The sequence below is a fragment of the Streptomyces sp. R302 genome (genome assembly GCF_012927245.1).
In the GTDB taxonomy this organism is placed as follows: Bacteria; Actinomycetota; Actinomycetes; order Streptomycetales; family Streptomycetaceae; genus Streptomyces.
Map to the genome: position 1 here is coordinate 38653 of NZ_JABBGE010000006.1, position 26932 is coordinate 65584.

Sequence of the window (26932 nt, forward strand, 5' to 3'; positions counted from 1 at the left end):
CACTTGCCTATCAAGTCGACGGGCCGCTCCTCGATCAGCTCTGCCCGCCGCGCGAAGCCCGCCTAAGGTGGTCGCATACCCGCCCACCCCTGACGAGGGAGAAACCTTTGAGCACGGCCAAGCGGAGCGGCGCCGCGACCCCGCCCACGGCACACGTCGCCGACAGCCACGAGCTGATCCGGGTGGTCGGCGCGCGCGAGAACAACCTCAAGGACGTCAGCGTCGAGATCCCCAAGCGGCGGCTGACGGTCTTCACCGGAGTCTCCGGCTCCGGCAAGAGCTCGCTGGTCTTCGACACGATCGCCGCCGAGTCCCAGCGGCTGATCAACGAGACGTACAGCGCCTTCGTCCAGGGGTTCATGCCGACGCTGGCGCGCCCGGACGTCGACGTGCTCGACGGCCTGACCACCGCGATCATCGTCGACCAGCAGCGGATGGGCGCCGACCCGCGCTCCACCGTCGGCACCGCCACCGACGCCAACGCGATGCTGCGCATCCTCTTCAGCCGGCTCGGCACCCCGCACATCGGCTCGTCCCGGGCCTTCTCCTTCAACGTCCCCTCGGTGAGCGGCGCGGGCTCGGTCACCGTGGAGCGCGGCGGCCGGACGGTGAAGGAGAAGGCGAGCTTCCAGATCACCGGCGGCATGTGCCCGCGTTGCGAGGGTCGCGGCCGGGTCTCGGACATCGACCTGGCGGAGCTGTACGACGACACCAAGTCGCTCGACGAGGGCGCGCTCACCATCCCCGGGTACACGGCGGACAGCTGGTACGGCCGCACCTACCGCCTCTCCGGGCTGCTCGACCCGGCGAAGCCGATCCGGAAGTACAACAAGCGGGAGCTGGAGACCCTGCTCTACAAGGAGGCGACCCGGGTCAAGGTCGAGGGGGTCAACGTCACGTACGAGGGCCTGATCCCCAAGCTGCAGAAGTCCTTCCTTGCCAAGGACGTCGAGTCGCTCCAGCCGCACATCCGGGCCTTCGTGGAGCGGGCCACCACCACCCAGGTGTGTCCGGAGTGCGACGGCACCCGGCTCAACGAAGGGGCCCGTTCCTCGAAGATCAAGGGGATCAGCATCGCGGACGCCTGCGCGATGCAGATCAGCGATCTCGCCGTGTGGGTGGGCGAGTTGGACGATTCCTCGGTGGCGCCGCTGCTGGAGTCGCTGCGGCGGACGCTGGACTCGTTCGTGGAGATCGGGCTCGGCTACCTGGCGCTCGACCGGCCCGCGGGCACCCTGTCGGGCGGCGAGGCGCAGCGCGTGAAGATGATCCGGCACCTGGGCTCCTCGCTCACCGACGTCACCTACGTCTTCGACGAGCCGACGGCCGGTCTGCACCCGCACGACATCCAGCGGATGAACGAACTCCTGCTGCGGCTGCGGGACAAGGGCAACACGGTCCTGGTCGTGGAGCACAAGCCGGAGACGATCGCGATCGCCGACCACGTCGTCGACCTGGGACCCGGCGCGGGCACGGGCGGCGGCACGATCTCGTACGAGGGGACGCTCGAAGGGCTGCGCGGCAGCGGCACGGTGACGGGCCGTCACCTGGACGACCGGGCCTCGGTGAAGGACGCGGTGCGCACGCCGACCGGTGCCCTGGCGATCCGCGGCGCGACCGCGAACAACCTGCGGAAGGTCGACGTCGACCTGCCGCTCGGCGTGCTCGCCGTGGTCACCGGCGTGGCCGGCTCCGGCAAGAGCTCGCTGGTGCACGGCTCGATCCCGGCGGACGCCGGGGTGATCTCGGTCGACCAGACCCCGATCCGCGGCTCGCGGCGCAGCAACCCGGCGACGTACACGGGTGTGCTCGACCCGATCCGCAAGGCCTTCGCCAAGGCCAACGGCGTCAAGCCGGCGCTGTTCAGCGCCAATTCGGAGGGCGCCTGCCCGACGTGCAACGGCGCCGGGGTCACGTACACCGACCTGGCGATGATGGCGGGCGTGGCGACCACCTGCGAGGAGTGCGAGGGCCGCCGGTTCATGGCCTCGGTCCTGGAGTACAAGCTCGGCGGGCGGGACATCAGCGAGGTGCTGGCGATGCCGGTGTCGGAGGCGGAGGAGTACTTCGGCGCGGGCGAGGCCCGTACGCCGGCGGCGCACCGGATCCTGGAGCGGCTGGTGGACGTCGGCCTCGGCTACCTCACGCTGGGCCAGCCGCTGACGACGCTCTCGGGCGGCGAGCGGCAGCGTCTGAAACTGGCCACGCACATGGGCGACAAGGGCGGGGTGTACGTGCTCGACGAGCCGACCACCGGCCTCCACCTCGCCGATGTGGAGCAGCTGCTCGCGCTGCTCGACCGGCTGGTCGACTCCGGGAAGTCGGTGATCGTGGTCGAGCACCACCAGGCCGTGATGGCGCACGCCGACTGGATCGTGGACCTCGGCCCGGGCGCGGGCCACGACGGCGGTCAGATCGTCTTCGAGGGCACCCCCGCCGACCTGGTCGCCGCCCGCTCGACGCTGACGGGCGAGCATCTGGCGCAGTACGTCGGCGCCTGACCCCGCGTCCGCGCCTGATCCCGTGTCGGCGCCTGACCCCCGTGGGCCCGATCCTGATCAGGTCCGGCCGGCGAGGAGCGCCGAGGGCGGCAGGAGGACCGGTTCGGCGGTCGCCGCCACCGCCGCCGCGACCACGGCGGCACGGTGGCGGTCCGTCCACTCCTTGAGATGTACGTCCTCCGGGGGTGGGCGGCCCGCCTTGAAGCGGGCCTCCGCGCGGACCCAGGCGCGCAGGAGCGCGGGGCCCGGGTCGGGGGCGGCCAGGGCCTCGCGGAGGTCGGGTCCGGGAAGGACGCGGCGGAGGACGGGGAGGGGGCCGGGGCGCCGGGCGGCCGGTTCCACGTCGACGCCGACCGGGCCGGGGGCGGCGGCCGCCGCGACCAGGCCGTCGGCGTGGCTGACGCTCACACCGAGCCCGGGGTGCGCGGGGAGGTACGGGCGGCCGTGGCCGGCCCGGCCGCAGTCGGGGCAGCGCTGGGCGAGGCCGAGCGCGGCGGGCGGGCGGCCGGTGGCGCGGGCGGCGCAGAGGCGGAGCAGGAGCCGGGCGGCCAGGACGTCGTCCGCGCGGGCGGGGACGCGGATGGCGGCGAGCCGGCGCAGCTCCCAGGGGGCGAGGAGGTGCGGCCCGAGGCCGGGGGCGTCGAGGACCTCCCGGGTGGTCGCCACGACCACGAGGGCGCCGGGGGTCACGCGATGGGGGCGAGGAAGCGTTCCTGGACGCGGGCGAGGGTGCGGAAGTCGTCGATGGTGACCTCCTGGAGGTCGATCGACGTGCCGGAGATGTCCTCCAGGAGGTCGATGAACTCCAGGAAGTCCATGGAGTCGATGAGCCTGGCCTCGATGAGGTCCTCGTGGGCGTCGACGGGGCCTTCGAGGCCGGGGTTCTTGTCCTGGATCCAGGCGGTGACGCGGTCCATGGTGCGGTTCTCCGTACGGGGTTGTCGGTGACGGTTCGTCAAGCGGTGGCGGTGCGGACGCGGTCGAGGGCCGCCTCGGGGCCGCCGTGGGCCTGGAGCATGGCGTGCATCCAGCGTTCGAGGCCGAAGGCGACGCAGGCGCTGTAGGCGGGGCCATGGCTGCCGGCGCGGATGTCGAGGCGCTCGCCGAAGAAGTTGCGGTGGCGGTTGACGGAGGCGATGGCGGTGCCGTCGGGTGCGCTGTACTCGTGCTTGACGGGGTCGAGGGCCATCAGGCGGGCCCGGGAGCCGCCCTTGTCGTAGAAGGGGTCGTCGGCGGTGGCGCGGGTGAGGTCGAGGCCGAGGAGTGCGGCGGTCTCCTGGACGAACTCGCCTCCCTGCTCCAGGTGGTGGAGGGCGCCTTCCTTGGTGCCGAGGTAGACGACCTCGCGCATGTGGAAGCCCCAGAGGCGGCGCAGGCCGTCGTAGTGGGTCTCGTTGCGGAAGCAGCGTCCTGCGGCGGAGAGCCGGAGGCCGTCCTCGCCGACGTCGGAGCCCTCCAGGGAGAGCAGCAGGCCGTAGCAGGTGGCGGAGGGCAGGAGGTAGCCGGTGGGTTCGAGGTGCCGGTCGCCGGGGGCCTGTCCGGCGGCGAGGAGGTCGTGGGCGTCGGGGGCGAACCGGCCTGCGGCGACGCCGAGATGGGGGAAGTTGCGGAAGTAGTCGAGGCGGGCGAGGCCGTCGGCGGCGAGCAGCGGCGGGCCGGTGACCTCGGGCGCGGAGAGCCGGGCGGCGAGGCCGCAGAGGAGGCTGTCGAGGGCCTCCAGCAGGGCGGTGTGCACCGGGTCCAGCGTGATCAGGCCCGGTCCGGGGCTCTTGAGGCCGGTGGCGGGCGGGGTCGTGGCGCTGGGTGTGCTCATGGAACCGTTCCCTCTCGGCATGGGCGGTCGGTCGAGGGCGTCGTCCGAAGGCGTCGGCCCAAGGTGTCGGCCGAAGGTCTCGGTGAGGGGCGCAGGCCCTCCGGAGCGGGCCCCGCTCACGGTCGCCGTCGACCGGGGCGCAGCGGTCGCGCCGGGCTCGACTGGTCGGGTCGGCGCCGGCTCTGCGCAAGGGGGACAGTAGGCCAGTCGGCCACAGGTTGTCTAGACCAAAGATCACCTCCCAACAGGCCTTCCCGAGCGCGACTTTCGGGCATGCGGCCGACACGCGGGGCATACCGGCGGGTCACTTGACACCGAGGATGGTCTACACCAATTCTGTCCCTCGTCCCCCCGTGGCTCCTCCCCCGTCGCCGGGTCCGAGCCCCGTCCCGCCGTGCCCCCGCATCCCCCCAAGCCCGCACGCCGTCCGACTCCCGCCTGGAGGGACCTGTGACCACGACACCCGCCCCCGCGCCCACCCCCGTACCCGCACCCGCCCCGCGCCGCCCGCGCACCCCCTACCTGCACCGCGCGGCCACCGAGCGCCCGTACTTCAGCGACGACGGCGAGTCCTATCTCGCCGCGACGACCTTGCGGGAGCTGAAGAAGACCCGGCCGCTGCGGGTGCTCTCCGAGGCGGACTTCGCGCACTGGCAGACGTACGGCTACGTGATCGTGCGCGAGGCGATCCCGGCCGAGGCGGCCCGCCGGCTCCTCGACTTCACCTGGGACTTCCAGGGGCTCGACCCCGAGCGGCCGGAAAGCTGGTACGAGGACCGGCCGTTCCGCTCCGAGCTGGACCAGCAGCTGCACATCTACGGCTTCGTCGAGGCCTACCACCACCAACTGCTCTGGGACAGCCGCCAGTCCCAGCGGGTCTACGACGCGTTCGTCGACGTCTGGGACTGCGAGGAACTGTGGGTGACCCTCGACCGGCTCAACCTCAACCCGCCCAACGTCCGCAACCGCGACCGCGCCCTCATCGAACCCACCGACCGGGGCTTCGACATCGAGCTGCACTGGGACATCGACACCACGCTCGGCGTGCCGCCCCAGCGCGTCCAGGGCATCATCGCGCTCAACGACACCACCGCCGAGACCGGCGGCTTCCAGTGCGACCCCGAGCTCTTCCGCCGCTTCGAGGAGTGGAAGCCCGCCCAGCCCGAGGACCGCGACCCCCTCCGCCCCGACGTGGACCGCGCCGAGTTCCCCGTCGTCCGCCCCGACCTACACCCCGGCGACCTGCTGATCTGGAACGGCCTGCTCGCCCACGGGGTCGCCCGCAACACCTCCGCCGACGGGGTCCGCGCCGTCCAGTACCTGTCGATGATGCCCGCCCTGGAGGAGCACGCGAAGCTGCGCCGCTCCCGCGTCGAGTCCTGGCGCCACCTGCGCACCCCGCGCTGGAACCGCACCCTCGTCGGCGACCCGGTCCTGCACGAGTCCAAGCGCTACCCGACCGCCGAACTGACCCCGCTCGGCGCCCGGTTGCTCGGCCTCACCTCCTGGCACGAGAAGGCGGAGGACACCGAGACCGCCCTTCGCGGCGACGCCGTCCCGGCCGCGCCGGCCGCGCCCACCGCGCCCACCGGGGAGCCTTCGTGCGCCGCGTCTGCCTGACCCTGCCCACCAACCGCGCCTGTACGGCGACGATCGCGGCGGTCGCCGAGGAAGCGGCGTACGGTGCACGGGAGTTCGACGTCGAGGTGCATCTGCTGATCCTCGACTCGTCGGCGCCCGCCGACCTCGCCGCGCACCGGGCCGCGGTCGCCGCCCTGCCGCCGGCGCCCGGTGTCGTCGTCCACCACCTCGACGAGGACCGGCAGCGCGCCTTCCTGCGGGAGGTCGTCGCGGCGGCGGGACTCGCGGGACCGGACCGGCTGCTCGACCTGATGCTCCCGGCCGGGGTGTCGTACGGCGCCTGCACCAACCGCGCCTTCCTGCTGGCGGAGGCGCTGGGCTGTGCCTCCGTGCACCGCCGCGACTCCGACAGCCGCTACCAACTCCTCGACGGAGAACCGGTCTTCCCGATCCGCCATGAACTCGCCGCCCTCGGGCGGCGGGCGGCGGACGTGGCCGGCACGGTGACCCGCAGCCGGCTCGACCCGCGCCTCGCCGACCGGACCGTCGCCCTCGCCGGGGCCTCGTTCATCGGCGAGCCCTCCGTGGACCTCGCCGAACTCCGCGCCCTCGACCCCGAGGCGTACCGCGAGGTCGTCGGCCTCTCCGTACCCTCGGGCCATCCGGAGCTCTGGCGCCGGCACCTCGTCGACGAGGCGTTCCGGGGCGCCGGCACCACCCCCTTCATCACCGACCTGACGACCCTGACCCTGGTCGGCCCCACCCGGGTCGACATGTGCAACGTGGCGCTCGGCCGGGAGGTGTACGGCCGGGTCCCGCTGCCGCCCGCCACCGACACCATCGGGACCGACTACTTCCTCCTGCACCTGGTCCACGCCGCCGGACTCCCCGGCGTCCTGCACAACCGGCACATCGTCAACTACTACACGGGCGAGCGACGTTCGGACGAGGGCTTCCTCGCGTACCAGCTCCGCTTCGCCAAGTACCTGCTCGCCGCCGCCCACCTCGAAGCGGTGTACGCGGGCCTGGCGGCCATCGGGGACGGGCTCCTCGACGAGCGCGGCCGGGTGCGGCCCGCCGCGGTCGCCGCCCTCGCCCGGGAGAGCGCCCTGATCGACCCGGCCGGCAACGCGGCCCGGCTCGACGTCCTGGACCGCCGCTACCGCTCCCTCGGCGGCCGGTACGCGACCGCCGCAGGCCGCTTCGCCGAGCGGCGCGCGCGGTTCCTCGCCGAAGCCCGGGCCGACATGGCGGACTTCGCCCTGCTCGTCGGCGCCTGGGCCGCCCTGACCGCGCACGCGAAAGGCACCGCCGTGAACCACCTCCCGACCCCGGGGTCCCCGCCCGCCCCGGCCGTCACGCCATGACGGCCTCCCCCGCCGTCGACGGCGTCACCGAGGCCCGTACCGTGACCGTGGCCTACGCGGGCGGCGGTGCGCGCCGGGGCCCGGTCACCATGGGCCAGACCAACATGATCCGCTGCATCCTGCGGGACGAACCGGCGTCCATCAACATCCACGACGTGTGGCCGGTCCCCGACGGCACCGGGATGGACCGCGCACTCGGCGCCCTCGCGGAACTCGCCGTCCGGCACGAGGCCCTGCGCACCACCTTCCCGCACGAGGCGGGCGACGACTCTTCCCGGCTCGCCGTACCCGCAGAGCAAGTAGTGGCAGCGGCAGGCGAGTTCACCGTCACCGTCCTCGACCACGACGAACTCCCCGAGGACACCGACGCCTACGCCGAGGCGGTGGCCCGCGCGGCCCGCGACACCCGCTTCCGCCTCGACCTCGACTTCCCGCTGCGGCTGCGCATCCTCGCCCGCGCCGGACGGCCCGTGCGCGTCGCCCTGGCCGCCAGCCACGCCGTCGCCGACGGCAGCGCCCTCGGCGTCCTCCGTGACGACTGGCTCGCGCTCCTGGCGGGCGAACCCCTCCCGCCGGTCACCGCGCTCACCCCCCTCGACCTCGCCGCCGAGGAGCGGAGCCCGGCCGGCCGGCGCAAGTCTGCCGCCTGCCTGGCCCATTGGGAGCGGATCCTGCGCACCGGCCCGCAGGCGATGTTCGCCGAGGACGGCGCCACCGGCGCGGAGACCGACACCCCGGGGCTCACCCTCCGTTCGGCGCGCGGCGCCCGCGCGCTGGCCGCCGCCGCCCGGCGCACCGGCGCCCTGCCCGGCACGGTGCTGCTCACCGCCTGGTGCCTGCTCACCGCCCACCGGGCGGGCCAGTCCGTGTGCGTGGCGGCCGTGCCCACCGCGAACCGCTTCCAGCCGAAGCTCGCCCGCTCGGTGAGCACCCTCTCCCAGGACGCCCTGCTCGCCCTCGACGTGCGCGCGCCGTCCTTCGACGCGCTGCTCGCCAAGGCGTGGGGTGCGGCGATGAACGCGTACCGCCACAGCCGGTTCGACGCGCTCGACCTGTGGGAGCTGATCGGCCGGGTCACCACCGAGCGGGGCAGCCGGTTCACGCGCGACGCCGTCTTCAACGACATCAGCGCCCTGCCGAGCACGCTCGCCGGCGCGGCGGCGCCCGACGGGGACGCCCCCGAGCTCGAACTCGCCTGGGGCGACGGCCAGTCGCTGCCGACCCGGCTGCTGACCTTCGTGTACGAGACGGAGCCGGTCCTGCGCCTGGCGACCTGGGCCGACCCGGCGCTCTTCCCCCGGGCGGCGGCCGAGGAACTGGTCACCGGACTGGTGCGGCTCCTGGAGGCCGTCGCGGAGGCCGACGTACCGCTGGACACGCCGGGGCCGCTCACCGAGGTGACGGGGGTCCGTCCGGTGACGCGCGGGCCGGAGTGGACGCGGGTGGACGGCTGCTGGGTCTCCCCCGCCGCCGTCGCCGCCGCCCTGACCGAGGCGCTGCGGGGACGGCCGGTCGAGGTCGTGGTGGAGAGGGACGAGGAGGGGGAGGAGGGGGCCGGAGCCGCCGGCGGGAGCGGTCGCCGCCTCGTCGCGTACATCGTCGCGGACGAGCGGGCCTGGCCGGAGGAGGAGTGGACGCCGCGGCGGGCGCACGCCGCGCTGATGGACGTCCTGCCGGGCAGGCCCGGGGTCCTGGCCCCGCACCGGTACGTGTTCGTCGAGGGCCCGCCGCGGCAGCCCGCCGCGGCGCGGCGGATTCTCAGGGAAGGGACCGGCCGGGAGCCGGGAGATGCCAATGACCACGGATGACACCGTCGCGGCGGAGGGCAGGGCGGCGGCACCGCCCAGCCCCTGGCGGTCGCCTCGCTTCCGGCTGTTCTTCACCGCGCGCAGCGCCTCGCTGCTCGCCGACGGCATGCTGATGGTCTCCGTGACCACCTCGGTCCTCGGCGCCGGCTTCGGGGCGACCGGCGTGGGGTACGCGCTCGCCGCGTGGATGGCGCCGATCGTGGTGCTCATCCTCTTCGGCGGTGTGCTCGCCGACCGGTTCACCCCGCAGGTGATGATGGTCGGCGCGGACGCGGTGCGGGTGGTGACGATGCTCGTCATGGCCGCTCTCTTCGCCGGCGGCGGGGTACGGCTCTGGCAGATCATGGCCCTGATGGGGGTGAGCGGCGCGGCGACCGCGATGTTCCAGCCGGGGCTCGCGAGCATCGTGCCCCGGGTCGCCGAGGACATCCAGCGGGCGAACGCGCTGCTGCGCATCTCCGAGTCGATGGCCACGCTCATCGGCCCCGGCCTCGCCGGTTTCCTGGTGGCGTACTGGGACCTCGCCGGTTCGTTCGTGGTGATCGCGGCGGCGTACGCCGTCAGCGCGGGCGGACTGCTGCCGCTGCGTCGGCTCGCCTCCGGCGGAGCGGACGGGGCCGGCCGGGACAAGGACGGCGCGGACAGGAGCGGCGCGGACGCGGGTGGCGCGGTCGACGAGAGCGACGATCCGATGTGGCGGCGGCTCGCCACCGGCTGGCACGAGTTCCGGTCCCGCACCTGGCTGTGGGGCGTGATCTCGCTGTGGGCGGTGTACGGCCTGTTCGTCTTCGGGCCGTCGCTGCCGCTGGGCGCGGCGCTGCTCACCGAGCAGCACGGCGCCACCGGCTACGGCTGGATCGCCTCGGCCGACGGACTCGGCACGATCATCGGCGGCCTGCTCGGCATGCGGGTCAGGCCGCGCCGGCCGCTGGTGGCGGGCGCCTGCGCGATGTTCTTCTTCGCGCTCAACCCGCTGGCCCCGGCTCTCGGCTGGAACTTCGCCCTCACGGCGGTGACGGGCGTGGTGGCCGGCTGCGGCTTCGCGTTCTGGGGCGTGATGTGGGCGACCAGCGTGCAGTCCCACATTCCGCTGGCCGTGCTGAGCCGGGTCTCCGCGTACGACATCGCCGGATCGATCATGGTGATCCCGCTGGGCCGGGCGCTGGCCGGTCCCGCGGCGGAGTCCTTCGGCGCGGACCGGGTGCTGCTCTTCTCCTCGGCGGTCTCGTTCGTCCTGCTGGCCGCGATGCTCTGCGTGCCGGCCATCCGGGGCCTCGCCCGGCTCGACCGCCCGACGCGGGACGCGGCGCCGGATCCGGGGCGCGTACCGGGCAAGGAGGAGGCCTCGGCCGCCGCCGAGGCGTGAGACGGCCGGCGGCCACGGCCGCCGTGCGCCCGCGGGCCCGGCCGGACTTCCGTCCGGCCGGGCCCGACGCGTGTCACTCCCACTCGTCCCAGGACGGCTCGGGCTCGTCGTCACCGAAGAAGAGCGGCTCGTCCTCGGGAGGCGCGGTCGCGGCGGCCGGACGGGCGGCGGCCTGGGCGGAGCGCCCGGCCGTCCCGGAGGCACGCGTGGTCCCGGAGGTACGCGGCGTACCGGCGGCACGGGCCGCCCGCTGGTCAGCCGCCGCAGTCGGCGCGCCGGCGGGAGTCGCGTCCGCCTCGGGCGCCGGACCGGCCGGAGTCTCCTCCGCCTCGGACGCCGGGGCGGCCCCGCCGTCCGCCGCTCCCGCGAACTCGGCGAGGGCCTCCAGGACGCCCTCGCCGTACTTGGCGAGCTTGGCCTCGCCGACGCCGCCGACGGTGCCGAGCTCGGCGACGGATCCCGGCAGGGTGGTCGCGATCTCACGCAGCGTGGCGTCGTGGAAGACGACGTACGCGGGCACGCCCTGCTCGCGCGCGGTGGCCGCGCGCCAGGCCCGGAGGGCCTCGAAGACGGGCACGGCGGCGGCGGGCAGGTCGACGGGGACGCGGGACTTGCCGGACTTGCCGCCGCTCTCCTTGCGGGGCGCGGCGGCCTTGGCGGCCTCCTTGCGCATCGGGACCTGCCGGCGGCCGCCGAGGACGTCGCCACTGGCCTCGGTGAGGACGAGGGTGCCGTAGTCGCCCTCCACGGCGAGCAGGCCCTGGGCGAGGAGCTGGCGGATCACGCCCCGCCACTCGGGCGTGCCGAGGTCGGCGCCGATGCCGAAGACGGAGAGGGTGTCGTGGTCGAACTGGAGGACCTTGGCGGTCTTCTTGCCCTGGAGGATGTCGATGATCTGGCCGGCGCCGAACTTCTGGCGCCGCTCGCGGGCCAGCCGCCACACCGTGGAGAGGAGCTTCTGCGCGGCGACCGTGCCGTCCCAGGACTCGGCGGGGGTCAGACAGGTGTCGCAGTTGCCGCAGGGCCCGGACTCCTGGCCGAAGTAGGCGAGCAGCCGGACGCGCCGGCACTCGACGGTCTCGCAGAGGGCGAGCATGGCGTCGAGGTGGGCGGCGAGGGCGCGCCGGTGGTTCTCGTCGCCCTCGGAGCCGTCGATCATCTTGCGCTGCTGGACGACGTCCTGGAGGCCGTACGCGAGCCAGGCGGTGGCGGGCTCGCCGTCACGGCCGGCGCGGCCGGTCTCCTGGTAGTAGCCCTCGACGGACTTGGGCAGGTCGAGGTGGGCGACGAAGCGGACGTCGGGCTTGTCGATGCCCATGCCGAAGGCGATCGTCGCCACGACCACGACGCCGTCCTCGCGGAGGAAGCGCGCCTGGTTGGCGGCGCGCGTCGCCGCGTCCATGCCCGCGTGGTACGGGATGGCGTCGACGCCGTTCTCGGCGAGGAAGGCGGCGGTCTTCTCCACGGAGGAGCGCGACAGGCAGTAGACGACTCCGGCGTCGCCCGCGTGCTCGGTGCGGATGAGGTCGAGGAGCTGCCGGGTCGGGTTGTTCTTGGCCGCGATCCGGTACTGGATGTTGGGCCGGTCGAAGCTGGCGACGAAGTGCCGGGCCTCGTCGAGGCCGAGCCGGGTGGCGATCTCGCCGTGGGTGGCCTCGGTGGCCGTCGCGGTCAGCGCGATCCGCGGCACCTTGGGCCAGCGCTCGTGGAGCATGGAGAGCGCGAGGTAGTCGGGCCGGAAGTCGTGGCCCCACTGGGAGACGCAGTGGGCCTCGTCGATGGCGAAGACGGAGACCGTGCCCCGGTCGAGCAGTCGCTGCGCGCCCTCGGTGCGCAGCCGCTCGGGGGCGAGGTACAGGAGGTCGAGCTCGCCGGCGAGGAAGGCCTGCTCGACGGTCTGCCGCTCGTACGGGTCCTGCGTCGAGTTGAGGAAGCCGGCGCGGACCCCGAGCGCGTTCAGCGCGTCCACCTGGTCCTGCATCAGCGCGATCAGCGGCGAGATCACCACGCCCGTGCCGGGCCGCACCAGCGCCGGGATCTGGTAGCACAGCGACTTGCCGCCGCCGGTCGGCATGAGCACGAGGGCGTCGCCGCCGGCCACCACGTGCTCGATGATCTCCTGCTGCTCGCCCCGGAAGGAGCCGTAGCCGAAGACCCGGTGGAGCACTTCCAGGGCGTCGGAGGAACCGTCGGGACCGGGTGAGGAGGAGGCGTCGGAAGAAGCGTCGATGAGGGCCACCCGAAGAGCCTAGCCGCCCGCGCCGCTCCCCCGGGCCGCCCGCCGCAGCCTGTGGACAACTTCCCGGACGACCCTGTCCCCCTGGCTCCCGCCGGGACAGGGGCTCCCGCCGCCTCGATACTGGGAAGGGCACCACCTCCCTCCGCGAGAGAGGAACCGGCCCATGTCCCGGAAGACCGCCAGGGAGCCGCACGGGCCCGCGACCGTCACGGTCAAGGGGCGGGACATGCGACTGCGGAACATCGCGTTCCTGCTGGTCGCCGCGCTCGCCGTGTGGTTCATCGCCGCGAACACCGGCTCCGTCACGATCCGCCTGTGGATCCCGACGGTCACGCTCCCGCTGTGGAGCGTGCTCACCGTGACGCTGCTCGTCGGCGTCGTCCTCGGCCTCTTCATCGCCCGCCGACGGGCCGCCCGCCGCTGAGCCGGGCGCTCAGGAGGCCGCACCGACCGCGTCGGCGAGTACGGCCTCCAGGACGGCGGTGCCCCCGGGGTCCGCGGGCTCCTCGAACGCCTCGGTGGTCAGCCCGCCGGCTGGGCGAGGGCCGCAGCGTGCGCGCGGTCCAGGGCGTCGGCGGCAGCGCACGAGATGTCCGGCTGCACGCCGGTTCCCTCCCAGTTCGTGCCGGAGACGGGGTTGATGGCACGGCCGATGGGGATCGAGGCTTCCAGGTGCGGGTGCACCGTCCAGCCCTCGCGAGGATGCGCGCCACCGCGGGTGCGCTCGCCGACGACCACCGCACGGCCGAGCTGCTGCAGGTCGTACGCCAGCTCCTCGGCGGCGGAGAAGGTGTGGTTGCCGGTCAGCACGTACACCGGCTTGCTGCCCCCGAAGCGGGCGCCGGGGACGTGCGGCTGGCTCCAGGACTGCTCGGTGCGTTCGCCGTCGCGCCAGTACATGGTGTTGAGGTGGGTCCGCTCGTCCAGCAGGTGGCTGCAGACGAAGGCGACCGTGTCCGGGTCGCCACCCCGGTTGGCCCTGAGGTCCACGATCAGCGCCTGGGCGCGGGAGACCAGGGTGAGCGCGGCGGTCAGCGGTTCGGCGGCCCACTCCAGCGGAAACAGCATCGGTCCCAGCTCCAGTACGGCGACTCCGCCGTGAAGCAGTTCCACCCGGGGCGCACCGCCCATCGAGGTGTCGAAGTCCCTGCGGATGGACTCCAGAACCGCCGCCCCCCGCTTCTCGGGCACCCGGTCCGCGTGGTACTTCAGGCTCAGGTGCGGGTCGCCGTTGACGGACTGCAGGTCGGCGGTGACCAGCCGGGCGAGCTCCTCGGCGTCGTCAACGGCGTAGGCGCCCTCGGCGCGGCGCCGTCGCAGCAGGTCGGCGAGCTGCCCGGCCACCTCGGGGAAGACGTAGTGCCCGGTCAGGAGCCGGACGGTCTCGTCGACGACAGGACCGGGCTGAAGCTTCGTCAGAGTCGCCATGGCGCGAAGTAGATCACCGCGCTCGACCCGGCGTCCATCGAAATGCAGCCGCGTCCGCCGGTCCCCAGGAGGTGCCGGCGGCGCGCCGGACGGCGGTGGCGTCCCGGCCTCCGAAGGAGGGAGGGCGGAGGGCTCGCGACGGTGCTGCCGTGCCAGGCGGCACTCGCGGGCCGGGTCGGCGGCGGCCTGCCGGAACTCCACGACGCCGGGTGCCACGGTGTAGAGCGTCCGGTCAGGGGTGACGAGGCCCGGGTCGGCCTCGACGCGGGCGAGGCTCTCCCGCAGGGCGAGGGCGCCCGCCTCGGGGTCGGTGAGGTGGCCTGCTGTGCCGGGCGAGGAGGGCCTCCGCCCTCGCGGTGGCCCCGCGGGCGAGGAAGTCGGCGGCCGGGCGCTCCGGGGCACACCCGCGAGGTGCACGCCCTTCGGGCCTGCAGCGTGGGCGGCGAGCCGGAAGCCGGACGCGTCCGCGTTCTTGAGGATCAGGACGCGGGCATCGGGTCCCCGGCCTCGTCGACGGTGGACAGGGTCATGCTGTGCGGGTCGGGGACACCGGCGTCGACCGCCTCCGTCAGCCACTCCGGGAACAGCGCGGAGGGCTCGGCCGGTGCCCGTTCGGGGTCGAAGACGGGCACCGGGCGGGCGAAGACCTCGGTGCCGTGCAGCCGGTCGCGTACGGCCGAGGGGTCCGTTTCCGGCACGGGGGTTCTCCCCGGGGACCAGGGGACCATGGGATCAGGGCATCAGGGGATCCAGAGGATCAGAGGGGGACGATCGTGGTCTCGGTGGCCTTGACGCTGGTCCAGACGGACACCCCGTCGGCGAGGCCGAGTTCGGCGGCGGCCTGCGGAGTGATCTCGGCGACAAGGTCCGGTGCCTCGGCCGAGGTGACCAGGACGCGGAGGCGGCTGCCGCTGCTCGTGATCTCGCGTACGGTGCCGGGCCAGACGTTACGGGGGCTGCCCGCGGGCTTCTCGCGGTGCACCGAGACCGCCTCGGGTGCGACGATCGCGAGCGCCGGAGTGCCGGACGCCGGGGGTTCGGCGGCGACGAGGGTGCCGCCCGCGTCGAGGGCGAGGCCGTCGGGGGTGGCGGTGCCGGGCCAGGCGTTGCGGCCGAGCATGCGGGCCACCCAGGGGGAGCGGGGGTGGCGGGTGACCTCGGTGGGGGCGGCGTCCTGGAGGGCGCGGCCGCCGTCGAGGACGAGGACGCGGTCGGCGAGCGAGACGGCCTCGACCGGGTCGTGGGTGACGATGAGGCAGACCCCGCCGAAGCCCGCCAGGTGGGTCCGCAGGGTGTGGCGGACGTGCGCGCGGGTGGTCTGGTCGAGGGCGGCGAGCGGTTCGTCGAGGACGAGCAGCCGGGGCCGGGCGGCGAGCGCGCGGGCGAGCGCCACCCGCTGGGCCTGGCCGCCGGAGAGCTGCGCGGGCCTGCGGTGCCCCAGGTGGCCGACGCCGAGGCGGTCGAGCCAGGACTGCGCCTCGCGGCGGGCCTCGGCGCGCGGGACGCCCTGGGCGCGGAGCCCGTACGCGGTGTTGGCGAGGGCCGACAGGTGGGGGAAGAGGGCGCCGTCCTGCGGCACCCAGGCGACGCGGCGGCGGTGCGGGGGCAGGGCGGTGACGTCCTCGTCGCCGAGGGTGAGGTCGGCGTGGGCGCGGGGGGTGAGGCCGAGGAGGGCGCGCAGCAGGGTGGTCTTCCCGGCGCCGTTCGGGCCGACGACGGCGATGGTGGTGCCGGGGCCGGCGTCCAGGTCGAGCTCGGTGAATCCCGTGACCTCGGCGTGCAGCGACCAGCGTCCGCCGGAGGGGCCCGGAGGGGCGGCCTGCTCCGGCGGCGGGACGGGGGCCGGGTCCGTACCGTCCGGGACGGGTACCACGGCGGCACGAGCGCGCGCACGCGCACGCGCGCGCTCGTGCGGAGTCCCGGTCCACCGCCCCCGCAGGGCGATGAGGACGCCCATGGCGATGGCGAGGAGCAGCAGCGAGACGGAGGTCGCGGCCTCGGGTTCGTCCTGGAGGAGGAGGTAGACCTGGAGCGGCAGGGTCTGGGTGGTGCCGGGCAGGTTCCCGGCGAAGGTGATCGTGGCGCCGAACTCGCCGAGCGCCCGCGCCCAGGTGAGCGCCGCGCCGGCCAGGACGCCGGGCGCCACCATCGGCAGGGTCACGGTGAGGAAGACCCGCACCGGGGAGGCGCCGAGCGAGGCGGCCGTCTCCTCGTACCGGGGCCGCAGTCCGCCGAGCGCGCCTTCCAGGCTGATGACGAGGAACGGCATGGCGACGAAGGTCGCGGCGAGGACGGCACCGGAGGTGTGGAAGGGGAACGTGATCCCGAAGGTGGACTCCAGCCAGGGCCCGAGGAGCCCGCGCCGGCCGAACGCGAGCAGCAGCGCGACGCCGCCGACGGTCGGCGGCAGCACCATCGGGAGCAGGACGAGCGAGCGGACGAACGCCTTGCCGGGGAACGGCACCCGGGCCAGCAGCCAGGCCAGGGGGACACCGAGCAGCAGCGACAGCCCGAGCGACCAGAAGGACACGACCAGCGACAGCTTCAGCGCCTCGACGGTGCCGGGCGAGGTCAGGTGGTCGGCGAGCCCGGCCCATTCGGTGCGGACGAGGATGCCGATCAGCGGGAGGGCCAGGAAGGCCACCGCGAGGAGCGCGGGCACGGCCAGTGCGAGGGGTGGACGCGCCCCCGGAGTTCGTACGCCTGCTCGTTTCATCGGAGATCCTGGAGAGGTGAGGACGTGGGGCGGAGGGGCTGTCGGGTCCCCCGATGCGGACAGCGCCTCACGATCTGGGGGTGATCGGGGCGGTCACGGCTTCTGGAAGCCCGCGTCCTGGAGGATCTTCTGGCCCTCGGGCGCGGACAGCCAGGCGACGAACGCGGCGGCGGCCTCGGCGTTCTTCGAGTCCTTGAGCGTGGCGGCCGGGTACTGCGCGACCGCGTTCCGGCCGTCGGGGATCTCGACGGCGTCGACCTTGTCCTTCGCGCTCTCGGCGTCGGTCCTGTAGACGAGACCGGCGTCGGCCTCGCCCATCTCGACCTTGCTGAGCACCGCGCGCACGTTGGGCTCCTGGGAGACGGCCCTCACGGTGACGCCCTGCGTGTCGAGGATCTGGCGGCTGTACTTGCCGGCCGGTACCTCGGGCGCGGCCAGGACGACCTTCAGCTTGGTGTCGGCCAGGTCCTTCAGGTCGTCGATCTTGAAGGGGTTGCCCTCGCCGGTGGCGATGACCAGCCGGTTCTTCGCGATGATCGCCGGGGTGCCGGTGTCGGCCCTCGCCTTGTCCATGCTCTTGGTGTCGGCGGTGACCAGGACGTCGGCGGGCGCGCCCTGCGAGACCTGGGCGACGAGCTCCTGCGAGCCGGCGAAGGAGAACGTGATCTTCGTGCCGGGGTGGGACTGCTCGTACGCGGCGCCCGCGGTCTTGAAGACGTCGGTGAGCGAGGCGGCGGCGAGGACCGTCAGGTTCGCCTGCGGCACGGCGCTCGCCGCCCCGGAGGGCGTGGAGCCCGCGGTGTCCTTCTTCGCGCCGTCGCCGGAATCGCCGGAAGCACCGGAATCGCCGGACGAGCAGGCCGCGAGCGGGACGAGCAGGGCGGCGGTGAGCGCGGCGACGGCGGTACGGCGTCCGGTGAAGGGGCGGGCCATGAGGATCGGAACTCCTTGAGGAGGAGAGGAACGGAAGGGGAGGACAGGCGGGCCGCGCCGAGGACCGGGAGGGGTGGTGCGTACTGCGTGAGAAGTGGTCAGGTGCGGTCGATGTGCACGCTGGTCGACTTCACGCGGGCGGTGGCCTGCATGCCGACTTCCAGTCCCAGTTCCTCCACGGCCTCCCGGGTGAGGAGGGAGACCAGGCGGTGCGGCCCGGCCTGGATGGTGACCTGGGCCGCGATGTCACCGAGCTTGATCCCGGTGACGATCCCGGGGAACGCGTTCCGCGCGGACGTGTACGACACCTCGTCGTCATCGCCCTGCGCGAGCTCCACGGAGAACGCCGCGAGCGACTTCCCGTCGATGACGCGCCGGCCGCTCTCGTCACGCCGGGTGGCGACCCTGCCCGCGTCCGCCCAGCGCCGCGCCGTGTCGGGACTGACGCCCAGCAGACGGGCGGCCTGCCCGATGGTGTAGGTCTGCATGCGCGACACCGTAGGCCGCTTTCGATCTCACTTGCAACAATGTAGTGGGTCTCTCCATCGCGAATGAGAGGTGGCTGGGAGAAAGCGACGAGACGTTCCGCCCGGTGGTCTCACGCCTCGGACGGCAGCGCTCCGCCGAGGTGCTGGCGACCGGTCCGGATCCCTGAGCGGGGCGCCGGTCGAGGACCGCGCCGCGGAAGAACTCGCCGCACGGCAGCTCCCGCGCCTGGACTCGTGGCCGCCCACGAGCCGACCTCCCGAGGCCGGAAGGTCGCCCTCGCCGCCCAGGAGGGACCGGCCGATCTCTGCGGACGGGCCCGCTGGTCCCTCGGCGGGCGCTTCCTCGCCGACTCGCCCGGTGGATGGGGACGAAGGACTCGTTCGTGCCCGCCTGGAGCGACTGGCGGGGCTGCGCGGGCTTCGACCGCCTCGCCCACGCGGGCGACACGGATTCCTGGGGCGTCCGCATGGCCCGTGCCTACGTCGAGTTCGCGGCCGGGGAGAAGCGGGCCTGGCCGGCGGGTCACGGCATCCGCTTCCTGTCCACCGTCGGCAGGGCCGAACGCGGCGACCCGCGCGGGGCTGCTGCGCGTCCACCACCGCCACCGCGTCGACGAACTGGTCGTGACGGACGGCGTCGCCCACTGTGTACGGGGCACCCTGCTCGCCGAAGACCCTGTGCCGCGCGGCGTGGCCACCCACCGGAACCGGGTGGGCGTCTTCGAACCGACCGCCCAAGCCGTCATCGTGGCCGGCGGGGGCATCGGCGCCGACCACGAGCTCGTCCGCCGCCGCGGGAGCACGGCTCGTCACCCGCAACCGGATGTGGCACGACACCGAGGGCCTGCACGACGGGGCCCCGGTCTGGCCCGGCCACGGCATCCGGACCTGCCCGGCCTCTCGCCCCTGTGGCTCGGCGGACGCGCCGCGCCGTGCGCCGGGGCGCCGGCCGAGCGCCCCGCGCAGCACGTCGGTGGCAGCAAGAGCCCGACGGGGCATCGTCCCGCCGGTCCGTGACGAAGGGGGCTTCGAGCGCGGGCTGTTGTCGGACGAGCTGACGCGATTGCGGCGTGATCGGCCGTCTGCCGCTCTACGATCACGGGTGATGTCGGATCGTACGGCGACCGTTCGGATGGGTGATGCTGAGATGACCGCGAAAGCGCTGGCGATCCTGCGAGCGGCCGGAGCCGAGAGGATCGAGCATCCCGGCGGTACGCTGCTGGCGCACCTGCAGCGAGTCAGCGGCCTGCTCGCCTCGTGGGGCGCTCGCCCGGCGCTGGTTTCGGCCGGGCTGTGTCACGCGTTCTACGGGACCGACGGGTTCCCGGTCGCACTGCTGGGCCTGGGGCGCCGGGCGGAGCTGGCCGACGCGATCGGCGTCGAGGCCGAGGCGCTCGTCTATTCCTACGCCTCCTGCGACCGCGAGTCCTCCTACCGCGGACTGGCCGACGACCCGGGCACGTTCGTCGATCGGTTCACCGGCGCACCGACGCATCCGAGCCTCGAAGCGCGTCGGGACTTCGCCGAACTCACCGCCGCCAACGAGCTGGACATCGCCGCGATCAGCCCCGAGGTCCGCATCCGCTACGGCGCCGACCTCCTCGACCTGTTCACTCGGTGGAGGCCGCTGCTGTCCGAGCCGGCCTGGGACCACTGCCGCGGCGTGCTGGTCGGGCCCGTCCACGGGAACTGAGTCCGCGGGCTCCACGGACCCGCGCGTTCGCCGGGCCGACCGCCCACGGGACCGCTACCGCGCCGGACCGCTCGCATCGCGGGCGGACGTGTGCTGTGCTGGGAGCAGTCGTAGGAAGACACACCGATGCGCCGCAGCCGGATCTCCGCCTTCGCACCCGCCCGGCCGACCGCCCCGACCGGAGCCGGCGGCGGGTTGCGGTCCACGCGGAGTCTCGCCGTCGCCTGGGGCGTCGTCGTGTTGATCACGGTGCCCGCCTGGGTGCTGACCCTCGGCCAGGCCCGGGACATGGGCGTCGAACCCGGCACCATGGGAATGGCGCTGCCCCTGTTCCTGCTGCTCTGGGTGATCATGATGGCGGCCATGATGCTGCCGTCCATGGCGCCCGTGGCCCTCTCCTGGGTACGGGGGATCGGCCGCCAGTCCTCCGGCTGGACCCGGACCGCCCGTACCGTCGGGTTCGCCGGCGGATATCTGCTCGTGTGGACCGCCTTCGGGCTGCTCGTCTACGCGGCCCTGGCCGTCACCGGCGCCCTGGTGGAGGACCATCCCACCGCCGGGCGCTGGATCGGTGCGGTCGCCTTCCTGCTCGCCGGCCTGTACCAGCTCGGCCCCCTCAAGAACGTCTGCCTGCGGCACTGCCGCGACCCGCTCAGCCAACTGGTGCGGTACGCCGGCTTCCGGCGGCCGGCCCGCGACCTGCGGGTCGGTCTCCACCACGGCGTGTACTGCGTCGGTTGCTGTGCGGGGCTGATGGTCGTCTTCGTTCCGCTCGGCGTGATGAACGTGGCGGCGATGACCGGACTGGCCCTGGTGATCTTCGTGGAGAAGCTGTGGTCCCGGGGTGAACTCCTCGGCGCCGTCGTGGGCGTCGCCTTCCTCGTCCTGGCGGTACTCGCACCGTTCCAGGACTGGATGCTGCCGGGCCTTGAGGGCTCGATGCCGTCCATGGACGGCATGTGATCCCCTGCGGGCGCCGCCCGGTTCCCTCGCCGGGGCATGAGGTGCAAGCTGGAAGGGAGACCGTCCCTCCGATCCCGGGTGCGGGCTCGGGAGACGCGGTCCCGTCACTCCGAGTGAGCTGCTCGTAGCTCGGCTGGAGGCAGCGAGATGACACAGCAGGCCACCACCGGAACGCGCTGGCATCTGGCCGGCGACTGGTTCGACGTGTGTAAATGCGCGATTCCCTGCCCGTGCACCTTCGCGCAGCCCCCTACTTATGGAGATTGCGAAGGCGTACTGGTCTGGCACATCCGGGAGGGCAACTTCGGCGACGTACGGCTCGACGACCTCAACGTCCTGATGCTCGGCTCCTTCGAGGGCAGCCCGTGGGCAGGCACGCACACCGAGCCCTACGCCGCGGTCTTCCTCGACGAGCGGGCCGACGATCGGCAGCGGGCCGCGCTCGGGGCCGTCTTCGGCGGTGAGGCGGGCGGGTGGCCGGCGGAGTTCGGGGCGATGTTCCACCCCGAGATGCGGGGCATGGACGTCGTTCCGATCCATGTGGAGATCGACGAGGATCTCGCCTCGTGGCGAGCCGAGATCCCGGGCCGTGTCACGGCGGCCGCCGAGGCGCTCACCGGCCCGACCACCCCGGACGGCGCACGCGTGCAGGTCCTCAACGCGCCGGGTTCCGAGGTGGGCCCTGGCCAGGTCGCCACGTGGGGGCGGGCCACCGTCGACCGCGCCGACGCGTTCGGCTTCACCTGGGAACGCACCGGGAAGTCGAGCAAGTACTTCCCCTTCGACTGGAGCGGCCCCGACTGAACGGCCCGTACGGGGCCGCAGGCGTCGAACCTGCGGCCCCGTACGGAGGTCACGCGAGGCGCTCGCCGGACGGCGTCAGCGCCGCATGGTCAGCAGGCCCGGCCGGTAGGGCAGGAGGCCGTAGTCGACGCCGTCGGAGCTGGGGCTGCGCCCCTGGTACAGCAACTGCAGGTTGCAGGGGTCGACGGTCATGGTCTGGTCGGCACTCGTCCGCAGCAGCTCGCCGTGGCTGATGTCGTTGGTCCAGGTGGCACCGCTGTTGGCCTTGCCGGCGAAGGGGTTGCTCTCCGTCGCGGCCTGCGGCGTCCACGTACCGTTGAGGCTGGTGGCCGTGAACGAGCGGAAGTAGCGGTGCTCGTTCGCCCCGCGGGCCTCGACGATCATGAGGTAGCGGTTCTGGCCCTGGAGCTTGTACACCTGCGGCGCCTCGAACAGGTTCTTCACGGTGTCGCTCATGATCGTCGTGTACGACGAGCCGAAGCTGCCCGGGAAGTTCCCGAGGGGCATGCTCGCCCGGTAGATCTTGCCGTTGTCACCGGCGAAGAACAGGTACATGTTCGACCCGTCGGCGATCAGGGTGTGGTCGATGGGACCGGTGCCCGAGTCCGCGATCTTGCCGGTGAAGAGCACCTGCTCCGCCGACCAGCCGTTCGGGTTCGTGGGGTCGCTCGACGTCCGGTACGAGAAGGAGGAGCCGCCCCACTGGTAGGCGAGCACCCAGACGTTCTTCGGCGCGAAGTAGAAGAGCGAGGGCGCGACGGCCGTGAACGGCATGGTGTTCTGGGCGGCCGAGGCCATCTCGGACCAGTTCGTGAACGGGGCGAAGTTCATCCCGCCCCAGCCCCTGCCCGTCCCCGCGGCTCCGTGGGTCGTCGCGTAGACGACCTGCTTGCCGTTGTGGGGGGCGACGGTGAAGTCCTTGAGCGCCGCCCATTCGGGCCTGGGCTGCGCCAGCGCGCCCGTCGAGGACCAGCGGTACGTCGAGGGAAGCTCGCAGGTGCCCGGAGTGCCGGTGCCGGAGCCGACCTTGACGAGCTGCCACTGCTGGTTGGCGCCGCCCCAGTCGTCGTACTGGACGATGTTCGCGCCGTCGGCGGTGGACGCGCCCTGGACTTCGAGGGCCTTGCCGCTGTGGCGGGCGATGAGCCGGACGTGGCCGTCCGCGCTGTCGGCGAGCCGCCACTGCTGGTTGGTGCCGTTCAGGTCGGTCCACTGGACGACGGCGCCGCCGTTGGCAGTGGAGAAGTTGTGGACGTCCAGGACCTTGCCGGAGTGGCGGGACTTGACGCGGTAGTAGCCGTCACCGGAGGCGACGAACTGCCACTGCTGCTGGTTCTGGTCGTTCCTGGCCCACTGGGTGATGCGGGCGCCGTCGCCGGTCGCCAGGTTGTAGACGTCGAGGGCCTTGCCGCTGCTGCGGTTGACCAGGACGTACCAGGCGTTGGTGTCGACGGTCGCCGCGGCGGCGGGCGGGGCCGTGAGGAGCGTGGCCCCGAGCAGCAGGGACGACAGGACGGCGAGGACGAGGCTCAGGACCAGGGGTGGGCGGTGGGTTCTCATCGGTCGAGCTCCTTCGGGGAGTGGGGGTGGGACGTGGGAACGGGGTAGGGGTGGAGGTGGCCGCACATGCCGAAGCGCGGGTCCTCCGGGCGCTCCAGTCGCGCCACGGCGCCGTGGTCGAGGTGGGAGAGGTCTCCGGTCCTCAGCGCCGCCAGGTGGCCACCGGTCGCGAGGGCCGCGGCCAGCGGGCCGTCGCGCCAGCGGATCCACCAGGCTTCGAGGAGATCGCGCTTCAGGCGGTGGGCCGCGGTGTGGAACTCCTGGAGCCCGCCCTCGCGCAGGCGGAGGAAGCCTTCGAGCGCCAGGTCGCGGCGGCGGCGGGCCGCCGCCGCGTGGTCGCCGGTCAGGGCGGCCGCCGCCCGGTAGGCGTCGGGGTCGGCGAGGACGGGCGCGGGGAAGGTGAAGACGGCGTCGCCGGCCTCGGGGAGCCCGCTGTTCTGCATGAGCACCACGAGGCGCAGGCCGCCGGCGTTGACGAGGCGGTGGATCGTCCCGGGGGTGAACCAGACGACGTCGCCGGGGCGCAGCGGGGTGTCGGCGTAGCCGCTCGTGGTGAGCGTCTGGACGCTGCCCGTGCCCTCGATGACGATGTACGCCTCCGAGCAGGCGAGGTGCATGTGGGGGGTGCCTCCGCACAGGCCGTCGGCGGCCTCCCAGTCGTACACGGTCAGGCCGGAGACGCCCACGCCGCCGGGGAGCGGTGTCACCACGGGTGCTCCGTGACGTGTCGGGACAGGCGCTCGGGGGTCCACGCGCCGTCGGCGACGACGATCCGGTAGCGGCGCGAGAGGGTGTCGCCCGGGGCCAGTGGCAGCTCCTCGTCGAAGGCCAGGGACGGGTTGACGGCGGGGATGGGCTCGCTGCGGACGAACCAGCGGCCGGGCGCGTCCGGATCGTCCTGGAACAGGAGCGTGGAGGCGCGGTCGACCTCGTCGTGGGTGCCGGAGAAGGCCAGCCAGTCGCCCTTCTCGCCCATCGCGGGGCCGGTCGCCCGGCCGCCGGTGAAGGCGCGCGGGCCGCGCCAGAACAGGCCGGAGTACCCGGCGAGTTCCCGGCCCTCGGTGCCCGGACTGCCGAACACCAGCGTGACGTCGTGGACGTTGGTGAGCGCGGTGGTGACCTCCAGGGTCCAGGAGTCGGTCTCGACGTCGCGGGCGGTCAGGGTGCGGCGTTCGTCGATCCAGTGCTCCCCCGCGCTCGTGTGCCAGGCCAGGTCCTCGGTGATCACGGCGCGGCCGTGGCCGGTCCCGGCGGACACGGTGAGGCTGCGCATCGTGCCGAGGTTGGGCAGGTCGACGTAACCCCGCCCGCGCAGGTAGGTGCCGCCGCCCCAGAAGTTCTGCCCCGACACCCAGGAGGCCGTGAACTGGACGCCCTTGTGCCAGCGGTGGTCGTGCGGCCGGTAGCCGGTGACGACGTCGCCGGCGAGCGTGCGCACCGGATGCAGGTAGGGCTTCGGTGCCTCGAAGGGGTCCATGACCGGCCGGTGCACGTAGCGGAAGAGGTCGACGCCTCGGGTCCGGACGGTCAGCGCGTCCTCGTCCTCCAGGAGTTCGAACGTCGTCGGAACAGACGTCATCGGAACACCTCCGTGCGTCCTCCGTGGAGCGAGCCGTAGAACGGGTCGGCCGCGTCGATCTCTCCGCGCCGGACCGGCAGGCCGGTGATCGCGGCCTTGTACAGGGCGGTGACCAGTTCCATGGTCGGCCTGCCGAGGTCGGGCCGGATGCCCGCCTCGTAACCGTCGAGGAGGGCCGCGAGCTGGGCGGTGTGCGAGCTGGGCAGGTCGTCCGGGGGCTCCCACCGCGCGCCGGGCGACCTGGCGGTGAACGTCCAGTCCGCGTTGGAGTAGCCGTACAGATGCCGCAGTTCGACCGTGGCGTCGGTGAGGTCGAACCGCAGGTAGCTCTCCTCGCGCGGGGAGAGGACGCTGTTGACGACCGTGGCGATGGCTCCGTTCTCGAACCGGACCAGGGCCGCGGACACGTCCTCGGTCTGGACGTCGCGGTCGAGGCGACCGGCCATCGCGCGGACCTCGGCCCACGGGCCGAGCACGTCCAGCATCAGATCCATCTGGTGGATGCCGTGGCCCAGGGTCGGGCCGCCGCCCTCGCTCCGCCAGGTGCCGCGCCAGGGGACGTCGTAGTAGGCGTCGTCGCGGTACCACGCCGTGACGCACTGCGCGACCAGCGGACGGCCCAGGGCCCCGGCCGCGATCCGGTCCCGCAGGTACCGGGCACCCGATCCGTACCTGTGCTGGAACACCGCGCCCGCGACGGCGGGGCCCTCGGCGGCCTGGATCCGGTCGAGCTCGGCCAGCGACAGGGCCACCGGCTTCTCGCACCACACCCACGCCCCCGACTCCAGGCAGGCCACGGCCTGTTCGGCGTGCAGGAACGGCGGAGTGCAGAGGTGGACGAGGTCCGGTCGCTGCTCCCGGAGCATCGTGTTCAGGTCGGTGTAGACGGCGTGGATGCCGTGCTCGGCCGCGAAGTCCTCGGCGCGCAGGGCGTCCACGTCGACGGCCGCCACGATCTCGGCCCGGTGCGCCTGTGCCCGGAGGGCGGGGACGTGGCACACGCCGGCGATCCCGCCCGTCCCGACGATCGCCGTCCTGATCATCCGCCGAGCACCTTCCTGATCGCGTGGTAGGCGGGCTTGGGGGCCAGGTTCTCGTCGTAGGGCAGGGCGGCGCCCTCACCGGGGAAGACGGAGGGGATCCACGAGTACTTGTCGGTGTAGTCCCAGATGGTGACGCCGACGCACTTCTCGACCTCCAGGCACGCCTTGACGTAGTCGGCGTACCAGGTGGCCTGGGTGGCGAGCTTGTCCGGGGTCGCCGGGAGGTTCATGCGGATGTCCAGTTCGGTGACGGCGACCTCGACGCCGAGGTCGGCGAAGCGCTGCATGTTCTGCCGTACGTCGGCGGGGAAGCCGTACTGGAGCGCCAGGTGGCCCTGGATGCCGAAGCCCTCGACCGGGACGCCGTCGGCCTTCAGCTGCTTGATCAGGGCGTGGTAGGCGTCGCTCTTGGGGCCGATACCGTCGACGTTGTAGTCGTTGAGGTAGAGCTTGGCGTGGGGGTCGATCTCGTGGGCCCAGCGCAGGGCGTCGGCGATGTAGCCGGGGCCGAGCGTCTTGTAGAAGACCGACTCGCGGTAGGTGCCGTCCTCGTTGAACGCCTCGTTGACGACGTCCCAGTGGATGACCTTGCCCTTGTAGTGCCGGACCACGGTCTGGATGTGGTTCTTGAGGACGGGGCGCAGTTCGTCGGCGGTCCAGCTGCGCTCGGTGAGCCAGGCGGGGAGCTGGCTGTGCCAGACGAGGGTGTGGCCGCGGACCTTCTGGTGGTGGGCCCTGGCGAAGTCGACGACCTCGTCGCCGGCGGTGAAGTCGAAGACGCCGGGCTCGGGTTCGGTGGCGTACCACTTCATGGCGTTGCCGGGGGTGGTCTGTCCGAACTCGCTGCCGAGGAGCTTCAGGTAGGCGGCGTCGGTGAATTCGGGGTTGTCGGTGGCCGAGCCGAAGTACTTGTGGTGCTTCTTGGCGAGTTCGGCGAGCGTCCTGGGCCGGGGCTCGGCGGTCGCGGGGGCGGCGGCGAGGCCGGCCGCTATGCAGACGGCGGCGGACAGGGCGATGAGATGCCGGGACAGGGACATGGGTGACTCCTCG

The 26932-nt window shown here is 73.3% G+C and carries 23 protein-coding genes and 1 pseudogene; 10 read left to right on the forward strand and 14 right to left on the reverse strand.

Going from position 1 to position 26932, the window contains the following annotated elements; all coding sequences use genetic code 11:
* Nucleotides 1-107: 107 nt before the first annotated feature.
* On the forward strand, nucleotides 108-2501 hold the full coding sequence (locus tag HHL19_RS19280) for an excinuclease ABC subunit UvrA (RefSeq protein ID WP_169091298.1): 2394 nt from the start codon (nucleotides 108-110) through the stop codon (nucleotides 2499-2501).
* Nucleotides 2502-2558: 57 nt separating this feature from the next.
* Here the strand turns inward: HHL19_RS19280 and HHL19_RS38170 are convergent, their stop codons facing one another.
* Genes HHL19_RS38170 through HHL19_RS19295 form a run of 3 tightly spaced genes read right to left on the reverse strand, consistent with a single transcriptional unit; the run spans nucleotide 2559 to nucleotide 4314 of the window.
* Entirely contained in the window at nucleotides 2559-3191 is a 633-nt protein-coding gene (locus HHL19_RS38170; protein ID WP_169091300.1) for a 4-phosphopantetheinyl transferase, read from the reverse strand.
* The gene (locus HHL19_RS19290) at nucleotides 3188-3418 is read right to left on the reverse strand and encodes an acyl carrier protein (RefSeq protein WP_169091301.1); all 231 of its coding nucleotides are present in this window, start codon (nucleotides 3416-3418) and stop codon (nucleotides 3188-3190) included. Before HHL19_RS19290 ends, HHL19_RS38170 begins: the two co-directional genes overlap by 4 nt.
* A 38-nt stretch (nucleotides 3419-3456) precedes the next feature.
* Entirely contained in the window at nucleotides 3457-4314 is an 858-nt protein-coding gene (locus tag HHL19_RS19295) for a hypothetical protein (protein WP_169091303.1), read from the reverse strand.
* Nucleotides 4315-4764: 450 nt separating this feature from the next.
* Between HHL19_RS19295 and HHL19_RS19300 the strand changes: the two genes are divergently transcribed.
* The 4 genes from HHL19_RS19300 to HHL19_RS19315 are packed head-to-tail and all read left to right on the forward strand — an operon-like array spanning nucleotide 4765 to nucleotide 10436.
* A complete protein-coding gene (locus tag HHL19_RS19300) occupies nucleotides 4765-5934 on the forward strand; it encodes a phytanoyl-CoA dioxygenase family protein (RefSeq protein WP_169091305.1) in 1170 nt (389 codons plus the stop codon).
* Entirely contained in the window at nucleotides 5916-7262 is a 1347-nt protein-coding gene (locus tag HHL19_RS19305) for a DUF6271 family protein (protein WP_169091307.1), read from the forward strand. The genes HHL19_RS19300 and HHL19_RS19305 overlap by 19 nt, the downstream gene beginning before the upstream one ends.
* Entirely contained in the window at nucleotides 7259-9070 is a 1812-nt protein-coding gene (locus HHL19_RS19310) for a condensation domain-containing protein (protein WP_169091309.1), read from the forward strand. Before HHL19_RS19305 ends, HHL19_RS19310 begins: the two co-directional genes overlap by 4 nt.
* On the forward strand, nucleotides 9057-10436 hold the full coding sequence (locus HHL19_RS19315; protein WP_169091311.1) for an MFS transporter: 1380 nt from the start codon (nucleotides 9057-9059) through the stop codon (nucleotides 10434-10436). Before HHL19_RS19310 ends, HHL19_RS19315 begins: the two co-directional genes overlap by 14 nt.
* Nucleotides 10437-10509: 73 nt before the next feature.
* On the opposite strand, the gene recQ is transcribed toward HHL19_RS19315, so the two are convergent.
* Nucleotides 10510-12675 carry a DNA helicase RecQ gene (gene recQ, locus HHL19_RS19320; protein ID WP_169091313.1) on the reverse strand — a complete coding sequence of 722 codons (2166 nt, stop codon included), beginning with the start codon at nucleotides 12673-12675 and terminating at the stop codon, nucleotides 10510-10512.
* Nucleotides 12676-12838: 163 nt separating this feature from the next.
* Here recQ and HHL19_RS19325 point away from each other — a divergent pair, with 163 nt between their 5' ends.
* Nucleotides 12839-13099, forward strand: a complete 261-nt coding sequence (locus HHL19_RS19325) for a LapA family protein (RefSeq protein WP_169091315.1) — start codon at nucleotides 12839-12841, stop codon at nucleotides 13097-13099.
* Between the two features lie 98 nt (nucleotides 13100-13197).
* Here HHL19_RS19325 and HHL19_RS19330 read toward each other — a convergent pair whose 3' ends face one another.
* The 5 genes from HHL19_RS19330 to HHL19_RS19350 form a co-directional block, all read right to left on the reverse strand.
* Nucleotides 13198-14103 carry a S41 family peptidase gene (locus tag HHL19_RS19330; protein ID WP_169091945.1) on the reverse strand — a complete coding sequence of 302 codons (906 nt, stop codon included), beginning with the start codon at nucleotides 14101-14103 and terminating at the stop codon, nucleotides 13198-13200.
* Nucleotides 14104-14582: 479 nt separating this feature from the next.
* On the reverse strand, nucleotides 14583-14801 hold the full coding sequence (locus HHL19_RS36820; protein WP_206324889.1) for a hypothetical protein: 219 nt from the start codon (nucleotides 14799-14801) through the stop codon (nucleotides 14583-14585).
* Nucleotides 14802-14860: 59 nt separating this feature from the next.
* Nucleotides 14861-16819: an ABC transporter permease gene (locus tag HHL19_RS19340; protein ID WP_169091317.1), complete on the reverse strand. Its 1959-nt coding sequence runs from the start codon at nucleotides 16817-16819 to the stop codon at nucleotides 14861-14863.
* A 93-nt stretch (nucleotides 16820-16912) separates the two neighbouring features.
* Nucleotides 16913-17752 (reverse strand): molybdate ABC transporter substrate-binding protein, encoded by an 840-nt coding sequence (modA, locus tag HHL19_RS19345; protein ID WP_169091320.1) that lies wholly within the window; start codon nucleotides 17750-17752, stop codon nucleotides 16913-16915.
* A gap of 98 nt (nucleotides 17753-17850) precedes the next feature.
* Nucleotides 17851-18240: a helix-turn-helix transcriptional regulator gene (locus tag HHL19_RS19350; protein ID WP_206324890.1), complete on the reverse strand. Its 390-nt coding sequence runs from the start codon at nucleotides 18238-18240 to the stop codon at nucleotides 17851-17853.
* A gap of 234 nt (nucleotides 18241-18474) precedes the next feature.
* On the opposite strand from HHL19_RS19350, the pseudogene HHL19_RS19355 reads away from it, so the two are divergent.
* The 4 genes and pseudogenes from HHL19_RS19355 to HHL19_RS19370 form a co-directional block, all read left to right on the forward strand.
* Nucleotides 18475-19126, forward strand: a pseudogene (locus tag HHL19_RS19355) (FAD-binding dehydrogenase); the annotation flags it as partial.
* A gap of 219 nt (nucleotides 19127-19345) precedes the next feature.
* On the forward strand, nucleotides 19346-19933 hold the full coding sequence (locus tag HHL19_RS19360; RefSeq protein ID WP_240981756.1) for a DUF6817 domain-containing protein: 588 nt from the start codon (nucleotides 19346-19348) through the stop codon (nucleotides 19931-19933).
* Between the two features lie 126 nt (nucleotides 19934-20059).
* A complete protein-coding gene (locus HHL19_RS19365) occupies nucleotides 20060-20896 on the forward strand; it encodes a DUF2182 domain-containing protein (RefSeq protein ID WP_169091324.1) in 837 nt (278 codons plus the stop codon).
* Between the two features lie 147 nt (nucleotides 20897-21043).
* Nucleotides 21044-21700 (forward strand): DUF1326 domain-containing protein, encoded by a 657-nt coding sequence (locus tag HHL19_RS19370; protein ID WP_169091326.1) that lies wholly within the window; start codon nucleotides 21044-21046, stop codon nucleotides 21698-21700.
* A 75-nt stretch (nucleotides 21701-21775) separates the two neighbouring features.
* On the opposite strand, the gene HHL19_RS19375 is transcribed toward HHL19_RS19370, so the two are convergent.
* Genes HHL19_RS19375 through HHL19_RS19395 form a run of 5 tightly spaced genes read right to left on the reverse strand, consistent with a single transcriptional unit; the run spans nucleotide 21776 to nucleotide 26919 of the window.
* On the reverse strand, nucleotides 21776-23260 hold the full coding sequence (locus HHL19_RS19375) for a non-reducing end alpha-L-arabinofuranosidase family hydrolase (RefSeq protein WP_169091328.1): 1485 nt from the start codon (nucleotides 23258-23260) through the stop codon (nucleotides 21776-21778).
* The gene (locus HHL19_RS19380) at nucleotides 23257-23967 is read right to left on the reverse strand and encodes a cupin domain-containing protein (protein WP_169091947.1); all 711 of its coding nucleotides are present in this window, start codon (nucleotides 23965-23967) and stop codon (nucleotides 23257-23259) included. Before HHL19_RS19380 ends, HHL19_RS19375 begins: the two co-directional genes overlap by 4 nt.
* The gene (locus HHL19_RS19385; RefSeq protein ID WP_169091330.1) at nucleotides 23964-24839 is read right to left on the reverse strand and encodes a PmoA family protein; all 876 of its coding nucleotides are present in this window, start codon (nucleotides 24837-24839) and stop codon (nucleotides 23964-23966) included. Before HHL19_RS19385 ends, HHL19_RS19380 begins: the two co-directional genes overlap by 4 nt.
* The gene (locus tag HHL19_RS19390) at nucleotides 24836-25882 is read right to left on the reverse strand and encodes a Gfo/Idh/MocA family oxidoreductase (protein WP_169091332.1); all 1047 of its coding nucleotides are present in this window, start codon (nucleotides 25880-25882) and stop codon (nucleotides 24836-24838) included. The genes HHL19_RS19385 and HHL19_RS19390 overlap by 4 nt, the downstream gene beginning before the upstream one ends.
* Complete coding sequence (locus HHL19_RS19395) at nucleotides 25879-26919, reverse strand: endo-1,4-beta-xylanase (RefSeq protein ID WP_169091333.1); 1041 nt, start codon at nucleotides 26917-26919, stop codon at nucleotides 25879-25881. The genes HHL19_RS19390 and HHL19_RS19395 overlap by 4 nt, the downstream gene beginning before the upstream one ends.
* Between the last annotated feature and the right edge of the window lie 13 nt (nucleotides 26920-26932).

What these genes read in the sequence shown, in the direction of transcription:
- HHL19_RS19290 (WP_169091301.1), bottom strand. Translation starts at nt 3,418, where the DNA reads ATGGACCGCGTCACCGCCTGGATCCAGGACAAGAACCCCGGCCTCGAA.
- HHL19_RS19295 (WP_169091303.1), bottom strand. Translation starts at nt 4,314, where the DNA reads ATGAGCACACCCAGCGCCACGACCCCGCCCGCCACCGGCCTCAAGAGC.
- HHL19_RS19310 (WP_169091309.1), top strand. Translation starts at nt 7,259, where the DNA reads ATGACGGCCTCCCCCGCCGTCGACGGCGTCACCGAGGCCCGTACCGTG.
- HHL19_RS19315 (WP_169091311.1), top strand. Translation starts at nt 9,057, where the DNA reads ATGACCACGGATGACACCGTCGCGGCGGAGGGCAGGGCGGCGGCACCG.
- HHL19_RS19325 (WP_169091315.1), top strand. Translation starts at nt 12,839, where the DNA reads ATGTCCCGGAAGACCGCCAGGGAGCCGCACGGGCCCGCGACCGTCACG.
- HHL19_RS19330 (WP_169091945.1), bottom strand. Translation starts at nt 14,103, where the DNA reads ATGGCGACTCTGACGAAGCTTCAGCCCGGTCCTGTCGTCGACGAGACC.
- HHL19_RS19340 (WP_169091317.1), bottom strand. Translation starts at nt 16,819, where the DNA reads ATGAAACGAGCAGGCGTACGAACTCCGGGGGCGCGTCCACCCCTCGCA.
- modA (WP_169091320.1), bottom strand. Translation starts at nt 17,752, where the DNA reads ATGGCCCGCCCCTTCACCGGACGCCGTACCGCCGTCGCCGCGCTCACC.
- HHL19_RS19350 (WP_206324890.1), bottom strand. Translation starts at nt 18,240, where the DNA reads ATGCAGACCTACACCATCGGGCAGGCCGCCCGTCTGCTGGGCGTCAGT.
- HHL19_RS19360 (WP_240981756.1), top strand. Translation starts at nt 19,346, where the DNA reads ATGTCGGATCGTACGGCGACCGTTCGGATGGGTGATGCTGAGATGACC.
- HHL19_RS19365 (WP_169091324.1), top strand. Translation starts at nt 20,060, where the DNA reads ATGCGCCGCAGCCGGATCTCCGCCTTCGCACCCGCCCGGCCGACCGCC.
- HHL19_RS19370 (WP_169091326.1), top strand. Translation starts at nt 21,044, where the DNA reads ATGACACAGCAGGCCACCACCGGAACGCGCTGGCATCTGGCCGGCGAC.
- HHL19_RS19375 (WP_169091328.1), bottom strand. Translation starts at nt 23,260, where the DNA reads ATGAGAACCCACCGCCCACCCCTGGTCCTGAGCCTCGTCCTCGCCGTC.
- HHL19_RS19385 (WP_169091330.1), bottom strand. Translation starts at nt 24,839, where the DNA reads ATGACGTCTGTTCCGACGACGTTCGAACTCCTGGAGGACGAGGACGCG.
- HHL19_RS19390 (WP_169091332.1), bottom strand. Translation starts at nt 25,882, where the DNA reads ATGATCAGGACGGCGATCGTCGGGACGGGCGGGATCGCCGGCGTGTGC.
- HHL19_RS19395 (WP_169091333.1), bottom strand. Translation starts at nt 26,919, where the DNA reads ATGTCCCTGTCCCGGCATCTCATCGCCCTGTCCGCCGCCGTCTGCATA.